This window comes from Escherichia sp. E1V33 (assembly GCF_004211955.1).
In the GTDB taxonomy this organism is placed as follows: domain Bacteria; phylum Pseudomonadota; class Gammaproteobacteria; order Enterobacterales; family Enterobacteriaceae; genus Escherichia.
Window position 1 is genome coordinate 202,011 of sequence record NZ_RHJI01000019.1, and the last position, 18,725, is coordinate 220,735.

Below are 18,725 nucleotides of genomic sequence, written 5' to 3' on the forward strand. Positions count from 1 at the left end.
GCACATCCTTAGCGAGTCCATTTATCTAAATAAGACAAAGGTAATCACTCAACAACGATGCATACCTGATATTAATAATGGCAGGATTATTTCAAGTCGGGTAAGTCGTTGTATAAGCCCTGTTTAATTCCCGCTAATGGAATAAGGTTATTAACCGCAGCGGCATAATTCACTGCGGCGACCCAGCCATCATAATTGGCATTTATTTCAGCCGATTGCGCCTGAAAGACATCTTGCTCGACGGTTAATAGATCATTCAGGCTGCGTTTACCCAATTTATATTCATTTTGGTAGACATCTCGCGTTCTGTGCGCACTTTCAGATTGCGCTAACCCAGCCTCTTCACGACCCCGTGCGCCAGTCCAGTTGGCATACGCCACCGACGCTCGTTGAAGCACGTCCAGTTTTGCCTGCTCAACCTGCGAGGCAGAGATTTTTTGTTGCCCTTCGGCCTGTTGCACCTGGGCTGAAACCGCGCCGCCCTGATACAGCGGCGCATTGACGTTCAGTTGTAACTGGTCGTCCCAGTACGAGCGGTCGCTGGTCTGGTAGCGCGTTTTGCCGCCCTGAATACTGAGCGTAGGCCAGTATTGCGATTTGGTTTTCTCCACGCCGTACTGGGCAGACTGGCGTAGGTTTTCAGCAGCCAGTACCAGAGGGATGGACTGATAGTCGATTTTTTTTAGCGACACTGGCTGTTCGGCTAATGCGGCTGGCGGCGAAGCTATCGCCTCCGGCTGTACGCCAGTGAGCACCGCCAACTGTGCTTTGGCGCTTGCCATTTGCGCCTGGTATTGCTCCAGCGTCGAGCGCATTCCCGCTATACGCGTCTGGGCCTGTAATTCATCCGACGATGAGTTCAGGCCAGCGTTAGCGCGCAATGCCGCCATGTTGTAGACGTTTTCCAGCGAGTGAATATTGCGTTGAGCCGCATCGCACAAAGCCTGATAACGACTGACTTCCATATAGGCAGTCGCCGTTTTCTCTGCAACATCGGTTAGGGTTGCCATCAATTTAAAGCGGTAGCTGTCACGAGCGGCTGTTTGCAGTTTGATATCGTTACTGGTTTTACCAAAGTCATACACCAGCTGCGTCAGGGTTATGCCATAAGAAACGTTGTTATCTAACCTGCCGCTGGAGTCCGTTTGCCGGGAAGGCCCCGCATTACCCGTTAAACCGACGTGCGGATACCAGGCGCTTTTGGCTTCATCGATTTGCGCTTCGCCAATACCTATCTGCGCCGCCTGTTGGGTGACGTCGGGGTTGCGCGCAAAGGCGCGCAATATGCTTTCCTGTAAGGATAAACTGGCAACTGGCGTAACCGCTGGGGCATTGGCCCATTGCGGTAATGGCGCAGCAAGCGCTTCTCTTCCCATCAAAACAAAACTTATTAAAAATATCAGGCAGTTATTTTTACGGCTTTTTAATAGTAATCGCGCCATAGGTAAGTCACTTCCTTCCAGGTCATTATTTTAACTGATCTTTATAACCAGCATCATTTTATTTAAGAAGGGTAATAACTTGTGCATCTCTTCCATTTTTACTTTCCCCTTTAAAAGAAATGCAGTGAAAAAGCTTATACGTTATTTATTAAGAATACACTACGACTTTTAGTTTACCATCATCCTCGTTGAGAATAATCCACGATAAGAAGTGATAGAAATCACAGTTTTACCGTCTATATATCTTTTTTGTATGAATTATTTATTAAAGGCATAAATAAGGGGATTAAATTAAGGATAAAAAAATAAAAGCGCAGTACAGAAAGCACTGCGCACAGGAAAGTTTATACCGTTTTATTCCGTTTCATTACCATTGCAACAATAAGGCTTAGTAATAGTGCGCCAATAATCCACATCAGCGCACTGCTGCCCTGGGACCACAGGCTGTAAATAAAACCGATGATCACCAACAACATAACCAGCGTGCCAACAACGAGGATTGGCAACGAGGCGTGGATATCATGACGCAGGCGGATAGCGACCATAAACACCGCCAGATAGCAGATCAAAAAGGTGGCGCTGGCGACGCTGGCCAGTGAGCCTAAATTCAACGCCGCCGTCATCAGCATGATCAACACCACCACAATGATGTTGCCCCAGGTACTCTGCCGCCACAGGGATTTATTCATTAGCTTCGGCAGTTCGCGCTCGCTGCCCATGTTGTCCATGATATTAAATACCGCGAACAGGTTAGCGTTAATGGCTGAAGCCGTCGCCAGTAAAGCGCCGATCACCACAATCACATACCCTACATGCCCGAGCAGCGGAGAAGCGGCCTGCGCTACCGCGGTATCGGCATATTTTTCTAACTCTAATGCCGAAACATCGCTAAGCAGCACCAGCGCTAGTGCGATGTAAAGCAGCGTAGTAACGCCAATCGCCACCAGAAACGCCCGAGGCATAATGACTGCCGGATCTTTCACTTTATCCGCTGCGTTCGCCATCATGCCAAAGCCCGCGTAGGCAAGGAAGGTAATCCCGATACAGGAGAAGAACGCGCCGGAAGTGGGTGGCGCGGAGACAGAAATGTGTGCGGGTTGTAGCGACCAGACGCCCGCAATGATCAACAACAACAGGATCATCATTTTTATGCCAACGAGGATAACTTCCAGTCGGCCTACCGCGTGGTTGCTTAAAGAGTTGAATAGCGTCATCAGAGCAATGATCGCCAGCGCGTACAGCAGAATAAGATGCTCATCCTGGCTGCCTTCATGCAGAAACTGCACGGCATAAGCACCAAATGCGCGGGCAACCATAGCAATACTTACCGCCAGCGTCATCAGGTAAAGCAAGGATAATGCCAGCGAAAAGACGCCGTTCCCTAATCCGCGGCGGAAGAAGTCAATAATCCCGCCGTTACTGGGATAACTCGCCCCAAGCCGCGCATAGGCATAACCGGAAAACATCGCTACTATGCCGCCAAAGGCAAAGGCGACCCAGGTTGAGGCTTCCATTAACAACGCCGCCTGCCCCAGCAGGGCAAAGATCCCTGCCCCCACCATTGCCCCGATGCCAATGGAAACGACGTTCCATAGCCCGAGGGGTTTGTTACCGTTATCACCTTCCGCGTTCATTATGATCAGCCCTTAAACACGTTATAGCCGAGTTGGTTAGCGACAGATGCCACCATTTTCTGACCCCGAACACTGTTACCATCTTCATCCAGCGGCGGGGAGAACGCGGCAATCCCCATCACGCCAGGTACTACCGTCAGAATGCCGCCGCCAACGCCGCTTTTTCCTGGCAAACCAACGCGATACGCCCAGTCACCGGAGCGGCCATACAGTCCTTCCATCATCATTTCTGCCAGAATGTACGGCACGTTGTCGGCCTGCAGAATGCGTTTTTGAGTTAGCGGATTAACACCGCCCGCCGCCAGCGTCGCGCCAAGCGTTGCCAGTTCAACAGTATTGATGAGCGTGGAGCACTGACGGGTGTACACGTCACAGGCTTCCATTGCATCACAATAGAGATATCCGGCGGAGTACAGCAGCCAGGCAATGGCCCGGTTATGGAAGTTGGTTGTTTGTTCCGACTGGTTGACTTCATCAGAGAGCGCTACCTGCTCACCAGCCAGTTGCTGTTGGATATGTAAAATTCGCTGCCAGCGTTGTTCGGCGTTTTCAGCTTTAATCAGACTGACGGCAGCGATAGCCCCCGCATTAACCAGCGGTGATAACGGTTTACCACCATGAAGTTCTAAGGCAATGACCGAGTTAAAAGGAAGTCCGGTGGGATCTGCGCCAATTTTATCCTGTACTGCCTGTGGGCCGACATCTTCTAACGCGAGGGCTAGAGTACAGACTTTGGAGATGGACTCCAGCGCAAAGCGGTAATCACTGTCACCGGCACTATAGATATTGCCATCGCAAGTTACGATAGCGACGCTCGCCAGTTGGCTCGGTACATTCGCCAGAAAGGGGATGTAATCGGCGTTTTGTCCGCCGCTCAGTGAGTGAAATTGGGTATACGCCTGATCCACTGCCTGTTGTAGTTTGTTTGCATCTAACATCTTTTGTTAACTCCTTTTTATAGATGCGGGAGGGATTTCCTCACCCCGATGCCAGTTTTCAGGCATCCTGATTTAACTTAGCACCCGTACTTTAGATAAAGGAAAACAAAGAGATAAATGTCCAATTCTGATGCAAATTGCGCCAATTTTTTAATCTCTACCGACTTTTCATTTCGCTGATAAATAATTTCTTGACCTTCCCCTTGCTGGAAGGTTTACCCTTTATCACAGTCAGTCAACACTGTCTTAAAGGAGTATGTTATGTCACACACTATCGACCTGACCCTGGACGGCCTGTCCTGCGGTCACTGCGTTAAACGCGTGAAAGAAAGTCTCGAACAGCGCCCGGACGTTGAGCAAGCTGATGTCTCTGTCACTGAAGCACACGTTACCGGCACTGCCAGTGCAGAACAGCTGATCGAAACCATCAAACAAGCGGGTTATGACGCATCTGTAAGCCACCCAAAGGCTAAACCGCTGGCGGAGTCATCAATCCCGTCGGAAGCACTGACAGCGGTTTCTGATGAGCTTCCGGCAGCGACCGCCGATGACGATGACAGCCAGCAGTTGCTGCTGAGCGGCATGAGCTGCGCCAGCTGTGTCACCCGCGTACAAAATGCGCTGCAAAGCGTACCGGGCGTCACCCAGGCACGGGTAAACCTGGCGGAGCGTACTGCGCTGGTGATGGGCAGTGCCTCCCCCCAAGATTTAGTGCAGGCGGTGGAAAAAGCGGGCTACGGAGCGGAAGCGATTGAAGATGACGCTAAACGCCGCGAGCGCCAGCAAGAAACAGCCATCGCCACCATGAAGCGCTTCCGCTGGCAGGCGATTGTCGCCCTGGCGGTGGGTATCCCGGTGATGGTCTGGGGGATGATCGGCGATAACATGATGGTCACCGCCGAAAACCGCAGCCTGTGGTTAGTTATCGGCCTGATAACCCTGGCGGTGATGGTTTTCGCGGGCGGGCATTTTTACCGCAGCGCGTGGAAAAGCCTGCGAAACGGCGCGGCGACGATGGATACGCTGGTGGCGCTGGGTACGGGCGTGGCGTGGCTCTATTCGATGAGCGTCAACCTGTGGCCGCAGTGGTTCCCGATGGAAGCACGGCATCTTTATTACGAAGCCAGCGCGATGATTATTGGTTTGATTAATCTCGGTCATATGCTGGAAGCGCGCGCACGTCAGCGTTCTTCAAAGGCGCTGGAGAAATTACTCGATTTAACGCCGCCGACGGCGCGCCTGGTTACTGACGAAGGTGAAAAAAGCGTGCCGCTGGCGGAAGTTCAGCCAGGCATGTTACTGCGCCTGACGACGGGCGACCGCGTGCCGGTAGATGGTGAGATTACCCAGGGCGAAGCGTGGCTGGATGAAGCGATGCTGACGGGCGAACCTATCCCGCAGCAAAAAGGCGAAGGCGATAGCGTCCATGCCGGGACAGTGGTTCAGGACGGTAGCGTGCTGTTTCGTGCCAGTGCGGTTGGCAGCCATACTACGCTGTCACGGATCATTCGCATGGTGCGCCAGGCCCAGAGCAGTAAACCGGAAATCGGCCAGCTGGCGGATAAAATCTCCGCTGTGTTTGTGCCGGTGGTGGTGGTGATTGCGCTGGTCAGTGCGGCAATCTGGTACTTCTTTGGTCCGGCACCGCAAATTGTTTATACCCTGGTGATTGCCACTACGGTACTGATTATCGCCTGCCCGTGTGCGCTGGGGCTGGCAACGCCAATGTCGATTATCTCTGGCGTTGGGCGTGCGGCAGAATTTGGCGTGCTGGTGCGTGATGCCGACGCCCTGCAACGCGCCAGTACGCTCGACACCGTAGTGTTCGATAAAACCGGGACGCTAACCGAAGGGAAACCGCAGGTTGTCGCGGTAAAAACATTTGCTGATTTTGACGAAGCGCAGGCGCTGCGTCTGGCGGCGGCGCTGGAGCAAGGTTCCAGCCATCCGCTGGCACGGGCGATCCTCGATAAAGCAAGCGATATGCAGCTGCCGCAGGTCAACGGTTTCCGCACATTGCGCGGGCTGGGCGTGAGCGGTGAAGCTGAAGGTCATGCGTTATTGCTGGGCAATCAGGCGTTGTTAAATGATCAGCAAGTCGATACTAAAGCGATTGAAGCCGATATTTCAGCTCAGGCATCGCAAGGGGCAACGCCTGTACTGCTGGCGGTTGACGGGAAAGCGGTGGCCTTGCTGGTAGTACGTGATCCATTGCGTAGTGATAGCGTGGCGGCGCTACAACGCCTGCATAAAGCGGGATATCGTCTGGTGATGTTGACCGGGGATAACCCAACCACCGCCAATGCAATCGCCAAAGAGGCTGGGATTGATGAAGTGATTGCTGGAGTGCTGCCGGACGGTAAAGCCGAAGCGATTAAACGTCTGCAAAGTGAGGGACGTCAGGTGGCAATGGTGGGCGACGGTATTAACGACGCGCCAGCGCTGGCTCAGGCGGATGTCGGTATTGCTATGGGTGGCGGCAGTGATGTTGCCATTGAAACCGCGGCGATTACCCTGATGCGCCATAGCCTGATGGGTGTTGCGGATGCGCTCGCTATTTCCCGCGCAACGCTGCGCAACATGAAGCAGAACCTGCTCGGCGCGTTTATCTATAACAGCATTGGTATTCCGGTCGCCGCCGGTATTTTGTGGCCGTTCACCGGAACGCTGCTTAACCCGGTGGTCGCCGGGGCGGCAATGGCGCTCTCGTCGATTACCGTAGTGAGTAACGCCAACCGGCTGCTGCGGTTTAAACCGAAGGATTGAGTACGTTTTTGCCGGATGCGCTGCTTTAGGGCGGCGCATTTGGCATCGACGCATGACTGCCGGATGCGGCATAAACGCCTTATCCGGCCTACGATTCAGGCATCGGTTTGTAGGCCTGATAAGACGCGCCAGCGTCGCATCAGGCTATGGTGCTCGGATGCCGGATGCGGCGTGAACGCCTTATCCGGCCTACGAGATGAAGCGATGTTTTGGCCTTACGCGACCTTTTTGCACGTTCTTCCCGGCGTGCCAAATATTCGGTCGCAGTCCCAATTCTTCTTGTGTACGCATGTTGTTTTCAATTTCCCACAGGTCAACTGCCGCCTGGAGGTTTAGCCAAAAATCGACTGTGGTATCAAAAACTTTCGCCAGACGGAATGCCATATCAGTGGTGAGTTTACGATTGTTATTGATCAGTGCACTGACGCTATTACGATGAACATGCAGCAACTCTGCTAACTCATTGATTTTCAAATCGAGCGGTTCCAGATATTCATAGAGTAGAATATCTCCGGGTGTCGTCGGTTTTATTGTTGCCTGTTTCATGGTTTTTAACTGTTGCTTCCCTGTGAATAGTGATACAAGAACATACTGAATCATACAAACACATCAAACAAGTCCCCAACTCCATTTGCGCCATCCCTCCCTGCGCGCTAGCATGATATTTCACAAAGGGAGGTCGTATGGATCTGTTGTACCGGGTAAAAACGCTTTGGGCCGCGCTGCGCGGTAATCATTACACCTGGCCTGCTATCGATATCTCTCTTCCCGGCAATCGCCATTTTCATCTGATTGGCAGTATTCATATGGGGAGTCACGATATGGCTCCCCTGCCCACCCGTTTGCTCAAAAAGCTCAAAAACGCCGATGCGCTGATCGTCGAGGCGGATGTTTCCACCAGCGATACCCCATTCGCCAATTTGCCAGCCTGCGAGGCGCTGGAAGAGCGTATCAGCGAGGAGCAATTGCAAAACCTGCAACATATCAGCCAGGAGATGGGCATTTCCCCTTCGCTGTTTTCTACCCAACCGCTGTGGCAAATCGCGATGGTTCTCCAGGCGACGCAGGCGCAAAAACTGGGGCTGCGGGCAGAATATGGTATCGATTACCAGTTATTGCAGGCGGCGAAGCAACAACATAAACCAGTAATTGAACTGGAAGGGGCAGAAAAACAGATTGCCATGTTGCTCCAGCTCCCTGACAAAGGACTGGCGCTGCTGGACGATACGCTGACCCACTGGCACACCAATGCACGGTTGCTGCAACAAATGATGAGCTGGTGGCTGAATACACCGCCACAAAATAATGAAATAACGCTGCCCAATACGTTCAGTCAGTCGTTGTACGATGTACTGATGCACCAGCGAAATCTCGCCTGGCGAGACAAATTACACGACATGCCGCCGGGGCGCTATGTGGTCGCGGTCGGTGCTTTACATCTGTATGGAAAAGGGAATTTGCCGCAGATGTTGCGCTAAAAAAATGGCCAATATCGCTATTGGCCCGTCAAAGAGGAATTTCATATTTTTATTATTATGCCGTCACTTTAAGCGACGGTGTAAGTCGATTGTCGCTCAATCTCACCATCCTGCCAATACTCTTAGGCAAGATGGCTCTTTTTTTTGGACCACCATCAGGCGTATGCTTGCTTCGTTTTTTTGTTTAAGGCAGGAAAATTACGATGACACCGGCAGTTAAATTACTCGAAAAAAACAAAATTTCTTTTCAGATTCATTCCTACGAACACGATCCGGCAGAAACCAATTTTGGCGATGAAGTCGTCAAAAAATTAGGTTTGAATCCGGATCAGGTCTACAAAACGCTGCTGGTCGCAGTTAACGGCGATATGAAACACCTTGCCGTGGCCGTTACGCCGGTCGCCGGTCAATTGGATCTCAAAAAAGTGGCGAAGGCGCTGGGTGCCAAGAAAGTAGAGATGGCCGATCCGATGGTCGCGCAGCGTTCGACGGGATATCTGGTTGGGGGGATTAGCCCACTGGGGCAGAAAAAACGTCTGCCGACGATTATCGACGCCCCCGCACAAGAATTTGCCACTATTTATGTTTCCGGCGGTAAACGCGGGCTGGATATCGAACTGGCGGCAGGCGATCTGGCGAAGATCCTCGATGCCAAATTTGCTGATATCGCTCGCCGCGATTAAGCATTGTGCCGGATGCAAACATCCGGCACTTTCGGATTACTGCCAGCTCACCTCACCTTTCGGTTCATAAACACTCACATCCAGCGGCGAGTTTTTCTGGATATACGCTTTCAGCACTTCGGCGTCAATAAAGCCGGTATTCACATAGCCCGGTTTGTTATCAAGGCGCGGATAGCCATCACCGCCGGTGGCATTGAAGTTTAATGTCGCCATACGGTAGGTTTTTGCCGGATCGACCGGTTCGCCTTTGATTTTCAGGTCGTTGAGTTTGCCGTCTTTCGCCACAAAGCTGACGTTAGCAAACTGCGGATAGGCACCGGAATCCGGCTTCATTTGCGCGACGGCAGTCAGGTAATCAATGGCCTCTTTACCGGTCATGTCGGCATACACCACCACATTGCCGAATGGCTGCACTTTCAGCACGTTTTTATAGCTGATATTGCCTGCCTCGATGGAGTCACGGATCCCACCACCGCTCATCACCGCAAAGTCGGCTCCAGTACGATCCATTTGGGCAGCAAGGATCAATCGTCCCATATTGGTCTGCACAAAACGCACTTTGTCACGGTCGCCTTCCAGACGATCATTGACCTCGCCAATTTTCACTTCCAGCTGCGCTTTGCCTTTGTTCTGGAACGGCGATAACAGCGAGATCATTTGCTGGTTCTCGGCGATTTCCGGGGTGTACAACACGCGCTCGCTTTTCCCGTCTTCCCAGGTGACTTTTTTCTTCAGGTTCACCGGAATCAACTGGTAGTTGACCATTTTCATTTCGCCGTTGCGAAACTCAAAGTCGGCCCGACCAACGTACTTGCCCCACTCATGCGCCTGTACAATCCAGATGCCGTTTTGTTGATCCGGTTTGCATGGCGTACCTGGAACGTAATCTACCTGCTTTTTATTTTCCGCTGCCATACAGACTGGATCTTGCGAGTGACCACCGACAATCATCGCCAGCGATCCGGCAGGCAGCGCGCGTGCCATCTCCACATCGCCCGGTGCGTTAGAACCGTGCTCACCATTGTCGTAATGCCCCATATGGGTCGCCGCGATAATAATGTCTGGCTTTTCTGTCTGTTGCAGCTCCTGGATTACCAGTTTGGCTTCGTCGGCGGGTTTACGAAATTCGATATCAGTGAAGTATTCCGGGTTACCAATTTTTGCTGTGTCATCGGTTGTCAGCCCAATAACGGCGATTTTCAGATCCTGACGCTTAAACAGTGCCCAGGGTTTAAACAGGCGCTCGCCGGTACTTTTTTGGTAGATATTGGCAGAGAGCAACGGGAACTTAGCCCACTTTTCCTGCTGGCGTAATACGGTGAGCGGGTTATCAAATTCATGATTGCCAATCGCCATTGCATCATAGCCCACCAGATTCATGCCGCGAAAATCAGGCTCGGCGTCCTGTAAGTCAGACTCCGGCACACCCGTATTAATATCACCACCTGAAAGCAGCAGCACGCTACCACCTTCAGCGGCGACCTCTTTACGAATACCGTCAACCAGCGTTTTTTGTGCCGCCAGACCGTATTCGCCATATTCATTGCGCCAGAAATGACCGTGATGGTCGTTGGTATGCAGAACCGTAATTTTATAGGTTTTATCCTGCTCATAGGCCAACGCAGTTTCACTCGCCAGTGACAATGTGGCTAACAGTGCTAATGCCACACCCCGCTGCAATAATTTCATACTTCTCTCCCTGACCAGATAATAACGTGTTGAAAATTAGTATGACGCGACATCATAGACAAGTCTGCGTTCGGTAACGATAAATCTACATCCAGATTGGAAATTCTGTTTTCCACATTGAGACTTCCTTCGGACGGCACCTACAGGTATGTTAGTCAGGTAATAATCACAATTAAGATAAATTTTTACATCGCAACTCTGAGAAAGTGACTTTCCTATGGCAATGAGTGAACAATCCCAGCCTGTGGCGGGCGCGACTGCGTCAGCCTCCAGGGCCAGAACGTCGTTTGGTATTTTAGGCGCTATCAGCCTCTCGCATCTGCTGAACGACATGATCCAATCGCTGATTCTGGCGATTTATCCGCTATTACAGTCAGAGTTCTCCCTGACGTTTATGCAGATTGGGCTGATAACCCTCACCTTCCAGCTCGCCTCTTCGCTACTGCAACCAGTAGTTGGCTACTGGACAGATAAATATCCAATGCCGTGGTCGTTGCCGATTGGCATGTGCTTTACCTTAAGCGGTCTGGTATTGCTGGCGCTGGCGGGCAGTTTTGGCTCAGTGTTGCTGGCAGCGGCGCTGGTGGGTACCGGTTCGTCGGTCTTTCATCCAGAATCTTCCCGTGTGGCTCGTATGGCGTCTGGCGGACGTCATGGTCTGGCGCAATCTATCTTCCAGGTCGGCGGTAACTTTGGCAGTTCGTTGGGGCCATTGCTGGCGGCGGTGCTCATCGCCCCATATGGCAAAGGCAACGTTGCATGGTTTGTACTGGCGGCACTGCTGGCAATCGTGGTGTTGGCGCAAATCAGCCGCTGGTACTCTGCACAGCACCGAATGAGTAAAGGCAAGCCGAAAGCGCCAATAATCAATCCACTGCCACGAAATAAGGTCGTGTTGGCTGTTTGCGTACTGTTAGTGCTGATTTTCTCGAAATATTTCTATATGGCGAGCATCAGCAGCTATTACACCTTTTATCTGATGGAAAAATTCGGATTATCCATCCAGAATGCCCAACTGCATTTGTTTGCTTTCTTATTTGCCGTTGCGGCGGGGACGGTGATTGGCGGGCCTGTTGGCGATAAGATTGGTCGAAAATATGTGATTTGGGGCTCTATCCTCGGCGTTGCGCCTTTTACGCTTATTTTACCGTACGCCAGCCTGCACTGGACGGGAGTTTTGACGGTGATTATTGGATTTATCCTCGCCTCGGCGTTTTCTGCCATTCTGGTTTATGCGCAAGAGTTGTTGCCGGGACGTATCGGCATGGTTTCTGGGCTCTTTTTCGGTTTTGCTTTTGGCATGGGTGGCCTTGGAGCCGCAGTTCTGGGGCTTATCGCCGACCATACCAGTATCGAGTTAGTTTATAAAATATGTGCTTTCCTGCCGCTTCTTGGAATGTTGACCATATTCTTACCCGATAATCGACATAAAGACTGATTTCCTGGCGGTCAGAGGCTAACTTTGACCGCATCTCTTTCCAGTAGCCATAAGCCTTTCCTCTTCATACACCCCATCACTTTTCCGATCCGTGCTTTTTTCGTGGCTAATTCCATTTTTCTGCAAAATTCAACAATTATTCATAAACATCACCAATGAAATTGTCATAAACTATTACCTGTAATTTTGGTTTTCCCGGCCAAAAATGGACAACAACCACCAGGAAAAGGAGACGGAATGCATCACGCCACCCCGCTTATCACCACCATTGTTGGCGGCCTTGTGCTCGCCTTTATCCTCGGCATGCTGGCCAATAAACTGCGTATTTCTCCTCTGGTGGGATATCTGTTAGCGGGTGTGCTGGCAGGGCCGTTCACTCCGGGCTTTGTTGCTGATACAAAACTTGCGCCTGAACTGGCGGAACTGGGCGTCATTTTGCTGATGTTCGGCGTCGGCCTGCATTTTTCGCTCAAGGATTTGATGGCGGTAAAGTCCATCGCCATTCCCGGCGCGATCGCCCAGATAGCCGTGGCGACGCTGCTGGGTATGGCGCTATCTGCCGTGCTGGGCTGGTCGTTGATGACCGGTATCGTGTTCGGTTTGTGTCTTTCCACTGCCAGTACCGTGGTGTTACTACGCGCACTTGAAGAACGGCAATTAATAGACAGCCAGCGAGGGCAAATCGCCATTGGCTGGCTGATTGTGGAAGATCTGGTGATGGTCCTTACGCTGGTGTTGTTGCCCGCAGTGGCAGGAATGCTGGAACAGGGCGATGTGGGCTTTGCGACGCTGGCGCTGGATATGAGTATCACCATCGGCAAAGTGGTCGCGTTTATCGCCATTATGATGCTGGTAGGTCGCCGTCTGGTGCCGTGGATTATGGCTCGTAGCGCGGCGACGGGTTCGCGCGAGCTGTTTACCCTGTCGGTGCTGGCGCTGGCGTTAGGGATTGCTTTTGGCGCGGTGGAACTGTTTGACGTCTCCTTTGCGCTGGGCGCGTTCTTCGCCGGGATGGTGCTGAATGAGTCCGAACTTAGCCACCGTGCTGCCCACGATACGCTGCCATTGCGCGATGCGTTTGCGGTGCTGTTCTTTGTCTCTGTCGGGATGTTGTTTGATCCGTTAATTCTGATTCAGCAGCCGCTGGCGGTGCTGGCTACGTTGGCGATTATTCTGTTTGGTAAATCAGTCGCGGCGCTTTTCCTCGTCCGGTTGTTTGGTCACTCCCAGCGTACGGCGTTGACCATCGCCGCCAGTCTGGCACAGATTGGTGAGTTCGCCTTTATTCTGGCAGGTTTGGGGATGGCGTTGAATCTGCTGCCGCAGGCGGGACAAAACCTGGTGCTGGCGGGGGCAATTCTGTCGATTATGCTCAACCCGGTGCTTTTTGCACTACTGGAGAAATATCTGGCGAAGACCGAAACGCTGGAAGAGCAGACGCTGGAAGAGGCAATTGAAGAAGAAAAGCAGATCCCAGTGGATATCTGCAATCATGCGCTGCTGGTGGGTTACGGTCGTGTGGGCAGCCTGCTGGGGGAGAAATTGCTTGCGTCTGATATTCCTTTAGTAGTGATTGAAACATCACGTACTCGCGTCGATGAACTGCGCGAGCGCGGGGTCCGGGCGGTATTAGGCAACGCGGCGAACGAAGAGATCATGCAACTGGCACATCTGGAATGCGCAAAATGGCTGATCCTGACGATTCCCAACGGTTACGAAGCAGGCGAGATTGTGGCGTCTGCTCGCGCGAAAAACCCGGATATTGAGATTATTGCCCGCGCCCATTATGACGATGAAGTGGCATATATCACCGAACGTGGCGCGAATCAGGTGGTGATGGGCGAGCGTGAAATCGCCCGTACCATGCTGGAACTGCTGGAAACGCCACCGGCGGGTGAAGTGGTGACGGGGTAAACGGTGATTGCCGGATAATAGGCGCGGATATGTAGGCCTGATAAGACGCGGCCAGCGTCGCATCAGGCATTGAGAGCAAAATGCAGGACACTTACCCCGCGTTGGGAGTAATCAATTCCGAGGCCTGGTCCCATGAAATGAAGCCATCTTCCCACCAGGTACGATCAAGCTGCCCTTTATCTGGCTGAATATTTGCAGCATCTTCCTGAAAATAGCGGCAGGCTCGTTCCCGGGCCTGCTCTGCCAGCTCTGCAGTCGTATAAATGCCGAGGAAAGCGTAATCATCGGCCTCATCATCACGGATATGCCACAGGCTGTAAACCATCGCCCCGACGGGATCGTCTGCCTGTGTAACGGGAAAATCTCCCCAAAGATCCTGGTTAAGGATGCATTCAATAAACTGAAAATTTTCCGGGTAATCCACAAACCCTGGCTTATTTTCCACGTCTTTTTTGGCCTGCAAGGCCAGTTCATAACGGGTGTAAATGCCGATACCTTTCATATCGCCAAAATGCGTATGTTGCAGATACCAAACCTTTTGCATCCTATGCATCCATGTCAGAAGTAAAAAAAGACGCCGGTACTGGCTACCAGCGCCCGGCGTGTTTGTATTAGCAAAATATTGAGGAATGAATTTTCAGGATGGGTGATGAGCGTTTGTTCAATAAGCGCAGCCATGTGCTTAAGCTTACGTATATTCGTGACATGCTCATCTTCAAAATCATCGATACAGATATGTAAAGTGGCGTTGAGCAAGGTAATGATGTCAGTTTCAGCTAATGCCTGTTCGTCGGCGGCGTTTAACACTACCTCAAACAGATCGCCTGGCTTGCAGCAATCATAATCAAGACGTTCCATTGCCTGTTTCGTAAGTGGCACAGAAATACATTTCATCTTGCTACTTTCCCTGGATAAACAGCATTGCCGGATGCGATGCTGACGCATCTTATCCGGCCTACGGATGCCATCGTCGTCCGGTCTGGTCGATAACTTAACGATCCCAGTAAGACTCTTCCAGACTGTCTTCACGCTCCGGCAAGCCGCGCGTTAAACGAGGTGAATGCTGGTTCAGTACCTGATAACTCACACGGTTAGCATATTTACACACCTGCGCTAACGACGAATACGTCAGCCAGGTGAATTTATGTTTGCTGGAGTTTGGTACGTTGCTACGGTGGTAGCTGTTGGCGGTAATGTCATGCAGCAACGCTGCCAGTGCGCCATCCCCTGCTCCGTTAGTGTTCATGATTTTTTCCGGTCCGCCCATGTACGGCGCAATGTGCGAATAAACGCGCAACGGATTCTGGCAATCCTTGTGGCGCATGGCGCGGCTAAACTCATACTGGTTAAATTCTGCGATAGCGCCAGGCAGCAGCGGATGCTGGGTTTTACGTTTCGCTTCGTCTTCGGTAAAGCCCGCCATATACAAGCCGATTGGCCCGGCTGTGCACAGCACCAGATCCACCCAGTCCAGCGCCTTGTCAGATGCCAGCAGCGGATCGCTCTCTCCGGTCAACGCTTCGGCTTCATCTTCGTTCATCGCAAGGATAGAGACGTGTTCTTTAAGGAATTGCTGCCACCACTGCGGATTCTCGGCAATGACAAACTTGGTGCCCAGCGTCAGCACCACCGGTACGTTATATTTCTTCGCGTACTCAATGGCTTTCATGGTTGCTTCCGGCATGGGTTCGCCCGGCTTGCAACGCACCAGATAAGAGGTAAGTACCAGCGCCGAGGCTCCGGCAATCACATCTTCCGGAATGCTTTCTGCCCGTAGCTGGTTCATGTGACCAGGACTAATGGCAAAAGTGCGTTCGCCAGACTCGCCAATCAGCGTAAAACAGCGTCCAATCGGGCCGTCTACGCCTTGCAGATAGTTAAGATCGGTACGGCTGGAGGTATTACACAAATAGCGATAGGCGTAGCTGCCAATTTCAATATTGCTGCACATCACACCCAGCAGTACCGAGCGGTCATCCGCCAGCACAGAGTAGTTGTGCATGGTGTTACCAATGGTGCCACCCGCAAACTGATGGGTAATCAGGTTTTTCTCTTTAAGCTCCTGATAGAGTGCTTCGGCAACATCATCTTCAATCACCAGTGAATGCCCGGCACTTAATCCATAACGTTCAATGAACTCATCATCCACCTTCGCTTCAATATCGACCAGCGTTTGATCGATACCCACGACCCAGGCGGCGCTGGTTTCGTTTTCTGGCTGGAACTGCTGAAGCAGCGGATCGCGTGCGTTTACGGGGAAGTAGTGTTTGGATTTACGTTTACCGGGAAATTTCATGGTTGTTTTTACGGGTGGTTAACTGAGCGGCGAATGTTAACACAATCTCACGGGACCGCGCGAGATGCAGCCATTTTCAATATCAGCAGACGAGATCGCATTATCATGGCAGAGCTTCCTTACAATGGCGTAATTTGAAAGGGATTTTTGCATGAAGATGGAAAACAAATTACCCGTTCTGGACCTTATTTCTGCTGAAATGAAGACTGTTGTGAATACTCTTCAGCCGGATTTACCGCCCTCACCCGCGGCAGGAGCACTTGCGGAGCAGCGTCAGCATTACGCGCTTGAGCGGCGATTCTGGAATGCTGGCGCTCCAGAAATGGAAACCAGGGATTACGCAGTTCCGACAAAATACGGACAGGTGGAGATCCGCTTATTTTGTCCAAATCCAGAGAGCCGGAGCGGAGTTCGATCCGCTACTGGATGACAGCCGCCTGCTTTACCAGACGTTAGCGGCGCATCAGCAGCCTTGTGAGTTCAGACTCTACTCCGGTACGCAGCACGCCTTTTTGCATTATTCACGGATGATGAAAGCCGCCGACGATGCTCTACGCGACGGTGCTCGGTTCTTTACCACTCAGCTTTGGCGATACGCGGCAACAAGATTAGCCATCATTTCGATATGTTCCGGTGTGGCATTTAGCGCCGGAATATATTCATATTTTTTTCCGCCCGCACCGAGGAAGACTTCACGGTTTTGCTCGGCAATCTCTTCCAGGGTTTCCAGACAATCCGCAGCAAAACCCGGGCACATCACCTGAATATGACCAACACCTTTTTCTCCGAGCATTTTCAGCGTTTCATCAGTATAAGGCATCAGCCAGGGTTCCCGACCAAAGCGCGACTGAAAGGTCATCATCACTTTTTCCGGTGCCATCCCCAGTGCGGAAGCCAGTTCACGCGTCGTTGTTCGACAACGTTGCGGATAATCATCGCCTTCATCTGCGTAACGCTGAGGGATGCCATGATAAGAGAGCAGCAACAGATCCGGTTCGCCATGTTTGGCAAAAGAAGCGCGTACGCTGTTCGCCAGTGCATTTATGTAATCATGGTTATCGGCGTAATCGCGAATAAACGAAATCCCCGGAATGCTACGCTTGCGCGCGAGAATGCGTGCAAGTTCATCCCATACCGCGCCGACCGTTGAGCAGGAGTATTGCGGATAGAGCGGCAGCACCACGATATGATCAACATGTTCTGCCAGTAGTTCATCTACGGCACTTTCCAGTGATGGCGAGCCGTAGCTCATTCCCAGCGCCACTGGCGTATCCGGTAACCGTTGTGCCAGCGCCTGCTGTTGCTGGCGGCTGTAAACCATCAGAGGCGAGCCGCCCTCCATCCAGACCGAGGCGTACAACTTCGCCACACGCGGCGAGCGCAGCGGCAAAATCACACCGCGCAATAATGGCCACCATAACAGCCGTGAGGTATCAACCACACGTCTGTCGCTTAAAAATTGTTTCAGGTAGCGTTTTACCGCTTCAGGAGTGGGGGCATCGGGCGTCCCCAGGTTTGCCAGCAGAATACCGGTTTTAGTCTGACGCATTACCGCCTCTTATCGATTCAACTTGTTGATAATTGTAGCGGAAAAGAGAAGAAGAAGAACTAATTGCTGTGAGAGGTTAAATCAGAAAAAAGGAATAACGCTGATTGAGTTTTTTGTGAAAGGCCGAATGAATATCCGGCCTGAGATTGCTGATAAATTTGCTTGTGCGGGCCTGTTCCCCTCACTCTCTCCCCGAGGGAGCGAGTGGACTGTCCGTGCGCGCTTTCGAATTAGCCGAGGATTTTTTCCAGAGCCGCGCGAACTTCAGCAACCGGTTTGGTACCGTCGACTTTCGCGTATTTGGTGTTACCCGCTTCCGCTTCTTTGGAGTAGTAGCCGATCAGCGGCGCAGTCATCTGATGGTATTCAACCAGACGTTTACGTACGGTGTCTTCCTGATCGTCTTTACGGGTAGTCAGTTCTTCGCCGGTAACATCGTCTTTGCCTTCTACTTTAGGCGGATTGAATTTAACGTGATAAACACGACCAGACGGCGCGTGAACGCGGCGGCCTACGATACGATCAACAATCAGTTCGTCCGGTACGTCAAATTCCAGAACGTAATCAACATTGATGCCCGCTTCTTTCATCGCATCTGCCTGCGGAATGGTACGCGGGAAGCCGTCCAGCAGGAAACCGTTACGGCAATCTTCCTGAGCAATGCGCTCTTTAACCAGCGCGATCACCAGTTCATCGGTGACCAGTTTGCCAGCGTCCATAATGTCTTTAGCTTGTTTACCCAGCTCGGAGCCAGATTTGACTGCGGCACGCAGCATATCGCCAGTGGAGATTTGCGGAATACCATATTTCTCCATGATGAACTGAGCCTGAGTCCCTTTCCCCGCGCCCGGAGCGCCAAGCAGAATGATACGCATTGCGAAAATCCCCTTAAAATGTG

General features: G+C 51.9%; 14 protein-coding genes and 2 pseudogenes. 6 read left to right on the forward strand and 10 right to left on the reverse strand.

The window, feature by feature from the left end:
- Positions 1-86: 86 nt before the first annotated feature.
- The 3 genes from D9742_RS17560 to glsA all read right to left on the reverse strand — a co-directional run bounded on the left by D9742_RS17560 (position 87) and on the right by glsA (position 4,014).
- Positions 87-1,442 carry a TolC family outer membrane protein gene (locus D9742_RS17560; RefSeq protein ID WP_130237721.1) on the reverse strand — a complete coding sequence of 452 codons (1,356 nt, stop codon included), beginning with the start codon at positions 1,440-1,442 and terminating at the stop codon, positions 87-89.
- Positions 1,443-1,786: 344 nt separating this feature from the next.
- Positions 1,787-3,079 (reverse strand): APC family permease, encoded by a 1,293-nt coding sequence (locus D9742_RS17565; RefSeq protein ID WP_130237722.1) that lies wholly within the window; start codon positions 3,077-3,079, stop codon positions 1,787-1,789.
- A 2-nt stretch (positions 3,080-3,081) separates the two neighbouring features.
- Positions 3,082-4,014, reverse strand: a complete 933-nt coding sequence (gene glsA, locus D9742_RS17570; RefSeq protein ID WP_130237723.1) for a glutaminase A — start codon at positions 4,012-4,014, stop codon at positions 3,082-3,084.
- Positions 4,015-4,275: 261 nt separating this feature from the next.
- Here glsA and copA point away from each other — a divergent pair, with 261 nt between their 5' ends.
- A complete protein-coding gene (gene copA / locus D9742_RS17575) occupies positions 4,276-6,780 on the forward strand; it encodes a copper-exporting P-type ATPase CopA (RefSeq protein WP_130237724.1) in 2,505 nt (834 codons plus the stop codon).
- A 223-nt stretch (positions 6,781-7,003) separates the two neighbouring features.
- Here the strand turns inward: copA and D9742_RS17580 are convergent.
- Positions 7,004-7,326, reverse strand: a pseudogene (locus D9742_RS17580) (HigA family addiction module antitoxin); the annotation flags it as partial.
- A gap of 137 nt (positions 7,327-7,463) precedes the next feature.
- Between D9742_RS17580 and D9742_RS17590 the strand changes: the two are divergent.
- Positions 7,464-8,258, forward strand: coding sequence for a TraB/GumN family protein (locus D9742_RS17590; RefSeq protein ID WP_130237725.1), 795 nt, complete (start codon positions 7,464-7,466; stop codon positions 8,256-8,258).
- A gap of 203 nt (positions 8,259-8,461) precedes the next feature.
- Positions 8,462-8,941: a Cys-tRNA(Pro)/Cys-tRNA(Cys) deacylase YbaK gene (gene ybaK / locus D9742_RS17595; protein WP_130237726.1), complete on the forward strand. Its 480-nt coding sequence runs from the start codon at positions 8,462-8,464 to the stop codon at positions 8,939-8,941.
- 36 nt (positions 8,942-8,977) lie between these two features.
- Here ybaK and ushA read toward each other — a convergent pair whose 3' ends face one another.
- Complete coding sequence (gene ushA / locus D9742_RS17600; protein WP_130237727.1) at positions 8,978-10,630, reverse strand: bifunctional UDP-sugar hydrolase/5'-nucleotidase; 1,653 nt, start codon at positions 10,628-10,630, stop codon at positions 8,978-8,980.
- A 217-nt stretch (positions 10,631-10,847) separates the two neighbouring features.
- On the opposite strand from ushA, the gene fsr reads away from it, so the two are divergent.
- Both fsr and ybaL read left to right on the forward strand, forming a co-directional pair.
- Positions 10,848-12,068: a fosmidomycin MFS transporter gene (gene fsr, locus D9742_RS17605; RefSeq protein ID WP_130237728.1), complete on the forward strand. Its 1,221-nt coding sequence runs from the start codon at positions 10,848-10,850 to the stop codon at positions 12,066-12,068.
- A 237-nt stretch (positions 12,069-12,305) separates the two neighbouring features.
- Entirely contained in the window at positions 12,306-13,982 is a 1,677-nt protein-coding gene (ybaL, locus tag D9742_RS17610) for a YbaL family putative K(+) efflux transporter (protein WP_130215499.1), read from the forward strand.
- A gap of 91 nt (positions 13,983-14,073) precedes the next feature.
- Here ybaL and D9742_RS17615 read toward each other — a convergent pair whose 3' ends face one another.
- The 3 genes from D9742_RS17615 to gsk all read right to left on the reverse strand — a co-directional run bounded on the left by D9742_RS17615 (position 14,074) and on the right by gsk (position 16,278).
- On the reverse strand, positions 14,074-14,526 hold the full coding sequence (locus D9742_RS17615; RefSeq protein WP_130237729.1) for a hypothetical protein: 453 nt from the start codon (positions 14,524-14,526) through the stop codon (positions 14,074-14,076).
- Positions 14,527-14,540: 14 nt separating this feature from the next.
- Positions 14,541-14,840 carry a hypothetical protein gene (locus tag D9742_RS17620; protein WP_240780492.1) on the reverse strand — a complete coding sequence of 100 codons (300 nt, stop codon included), beginning with the start codon at positions 14,838-14,840 and terminating at the stop codon, positions 14,541-14,543.
- 133 nt (positions 14,841-14,973) lie between these two features.
- Positions 14,974-16,278: an inosine/guanosine kinase gene (gene gsk / locus D9742_RS17625; protein WP_130237730.1), complete on the reverse strand. Its 1,305-nt coding sequence runs from the start codon at positions 16,276-16,278 to the stop codon at positions 14,974-14,976.
- A 151-nt stretch (positions 16,279-16,429) separates the two neighbouring features.
- Here gsk and D9742_RS17630 point away from each other — a divergent pair.
- A pseudogene (locus tag D9742_RS17630) lies at positions 16,430-16,865 on the forward strand (alpha/beta hydrolase fold domain-containing protein); the annotation flags it as partial.
- On the opposite strand, the gene hemH reads toward D9742_RS17630, so the two are convergent.
- Entirely contained in the window at positions 16,859-17,827 is a 969-nt protein-coding gene (hemH, locus tag D9742_RS17635; protein ID WP_130237731.1) for a ferrochelatase, read from the reverse strand. The pseudogene D9742_RS17630 and the gene hemH overlap by 7 nt on opposite strands.
- A 230-nt stretch (positions 17,828-18,057) precedes the next feature.
- Positions 18,058-18,702 (reverse strand): adenylate kinase, encoded by a 645-nt coding sequence (gene adk, locus D9742_RS17640; protein WP_130237732.1) that lies wholly within the window; start codon positions 18,700-18,702, stop codon positions 18,058-18,060.
- Between the last annotated feature and the right edge of the window lie 23 nt (positions 18,703-18,725).

What these genes read in the sequence shown, in the direction of transcription:
- D9742_RS17560 (WP_130237721.1), bottom strand. Translation starts at nt 1,442, where the DNA reads ATGGCGCGATTACTATTAAAAAGCCGTAAAAATAACTGCCTGATATTT.
- glsA (WP_130237723.1), bottom strand. Translation starts at nt 4,014, where the DNA reads ATGTTAGATGCAAACAAACTACAACAGGCAGTGGATCAGGCGTATACC.
- copA (WP_130237724.1), top strand. Translation starts at nt 4,276, where the DNA reads ATGTCACACACTATCGACCTGACCCTGGACGGCCTGTCCTGCGGTCAC.
- D9742_RS17590 (WP_130237725.1), top strand. Translation starts at nt 7,464, where the DNA reads ATGGATCTGTTGTACCGGGTAAAAACGCTTTGGGCCGCGCTGCGCGGT.
- ybaK (WP_130237726.1), top strand. Translation starts at nt 8,462, where the DNA reads ATGACACCGGCAGTTAAATTACTCGAAAAAAACAAAATTTCTTTTCAG.
- ushA (WP_130237727.1), bottom strand. Translation starts at nt 10,630, where the DNA reads ATGAAATTATTGCAGCGGGGTGTGGCATTAGCACTGTTAGCCACATTG.
- fsr (WP_130237728.1), top strand. Translation starts at nt 10,848, where the DNA reads ATGGCAATGAGTGAACAATCCCAGCCTGTGGCGGGCGCGACTGCGTCA.
- ybaL (WP_130215499.1), top strand. Translation starts at nt 12,306, where the DNA reads ATGCATCACGCCACCCCGCTTATCACCACCATTGTTGGCGGCCTTGTG.
- D9742_RS17615 (WP_130237729.1), bottom strand. Translation starts at nt 14,526, where the DNA reads ATGCAAAAGGTTTGGTATCTGCAACATACGCATTTTGGCGATATGAAA.
- D9742_RS17620 (WP_240780492.1), bottom strand. Translation starts at nt 14,840, where the DNA reads ATGGAACGTCTTGATTATGATTGCTGCAAGCCAGGCGATCTGTTTGAG.
- gsk (WP_130237730.1), bottom strand. Translation starts at nt 16,278, where the DNA reads ATGAAATTTCCCGGTAAACGTAAATCCAAACACTACTTCCCCGTAAAC.
- hemH (WP_130237731.1), bottom strand. Translation starts at nt 17,827, where the DNA reads ATGCGTCAGACTAAAACCGGTATTCTGCTGGCAAACCTGGGGACGCCC.
- adk (WP_130237732.1), bottom strand. Translation starts at nt 18,702, where the DNA reads ATGCGTATCATTCTGCTTGGCGCTCCGGGCGCGGGGAAAGGGACTCAG.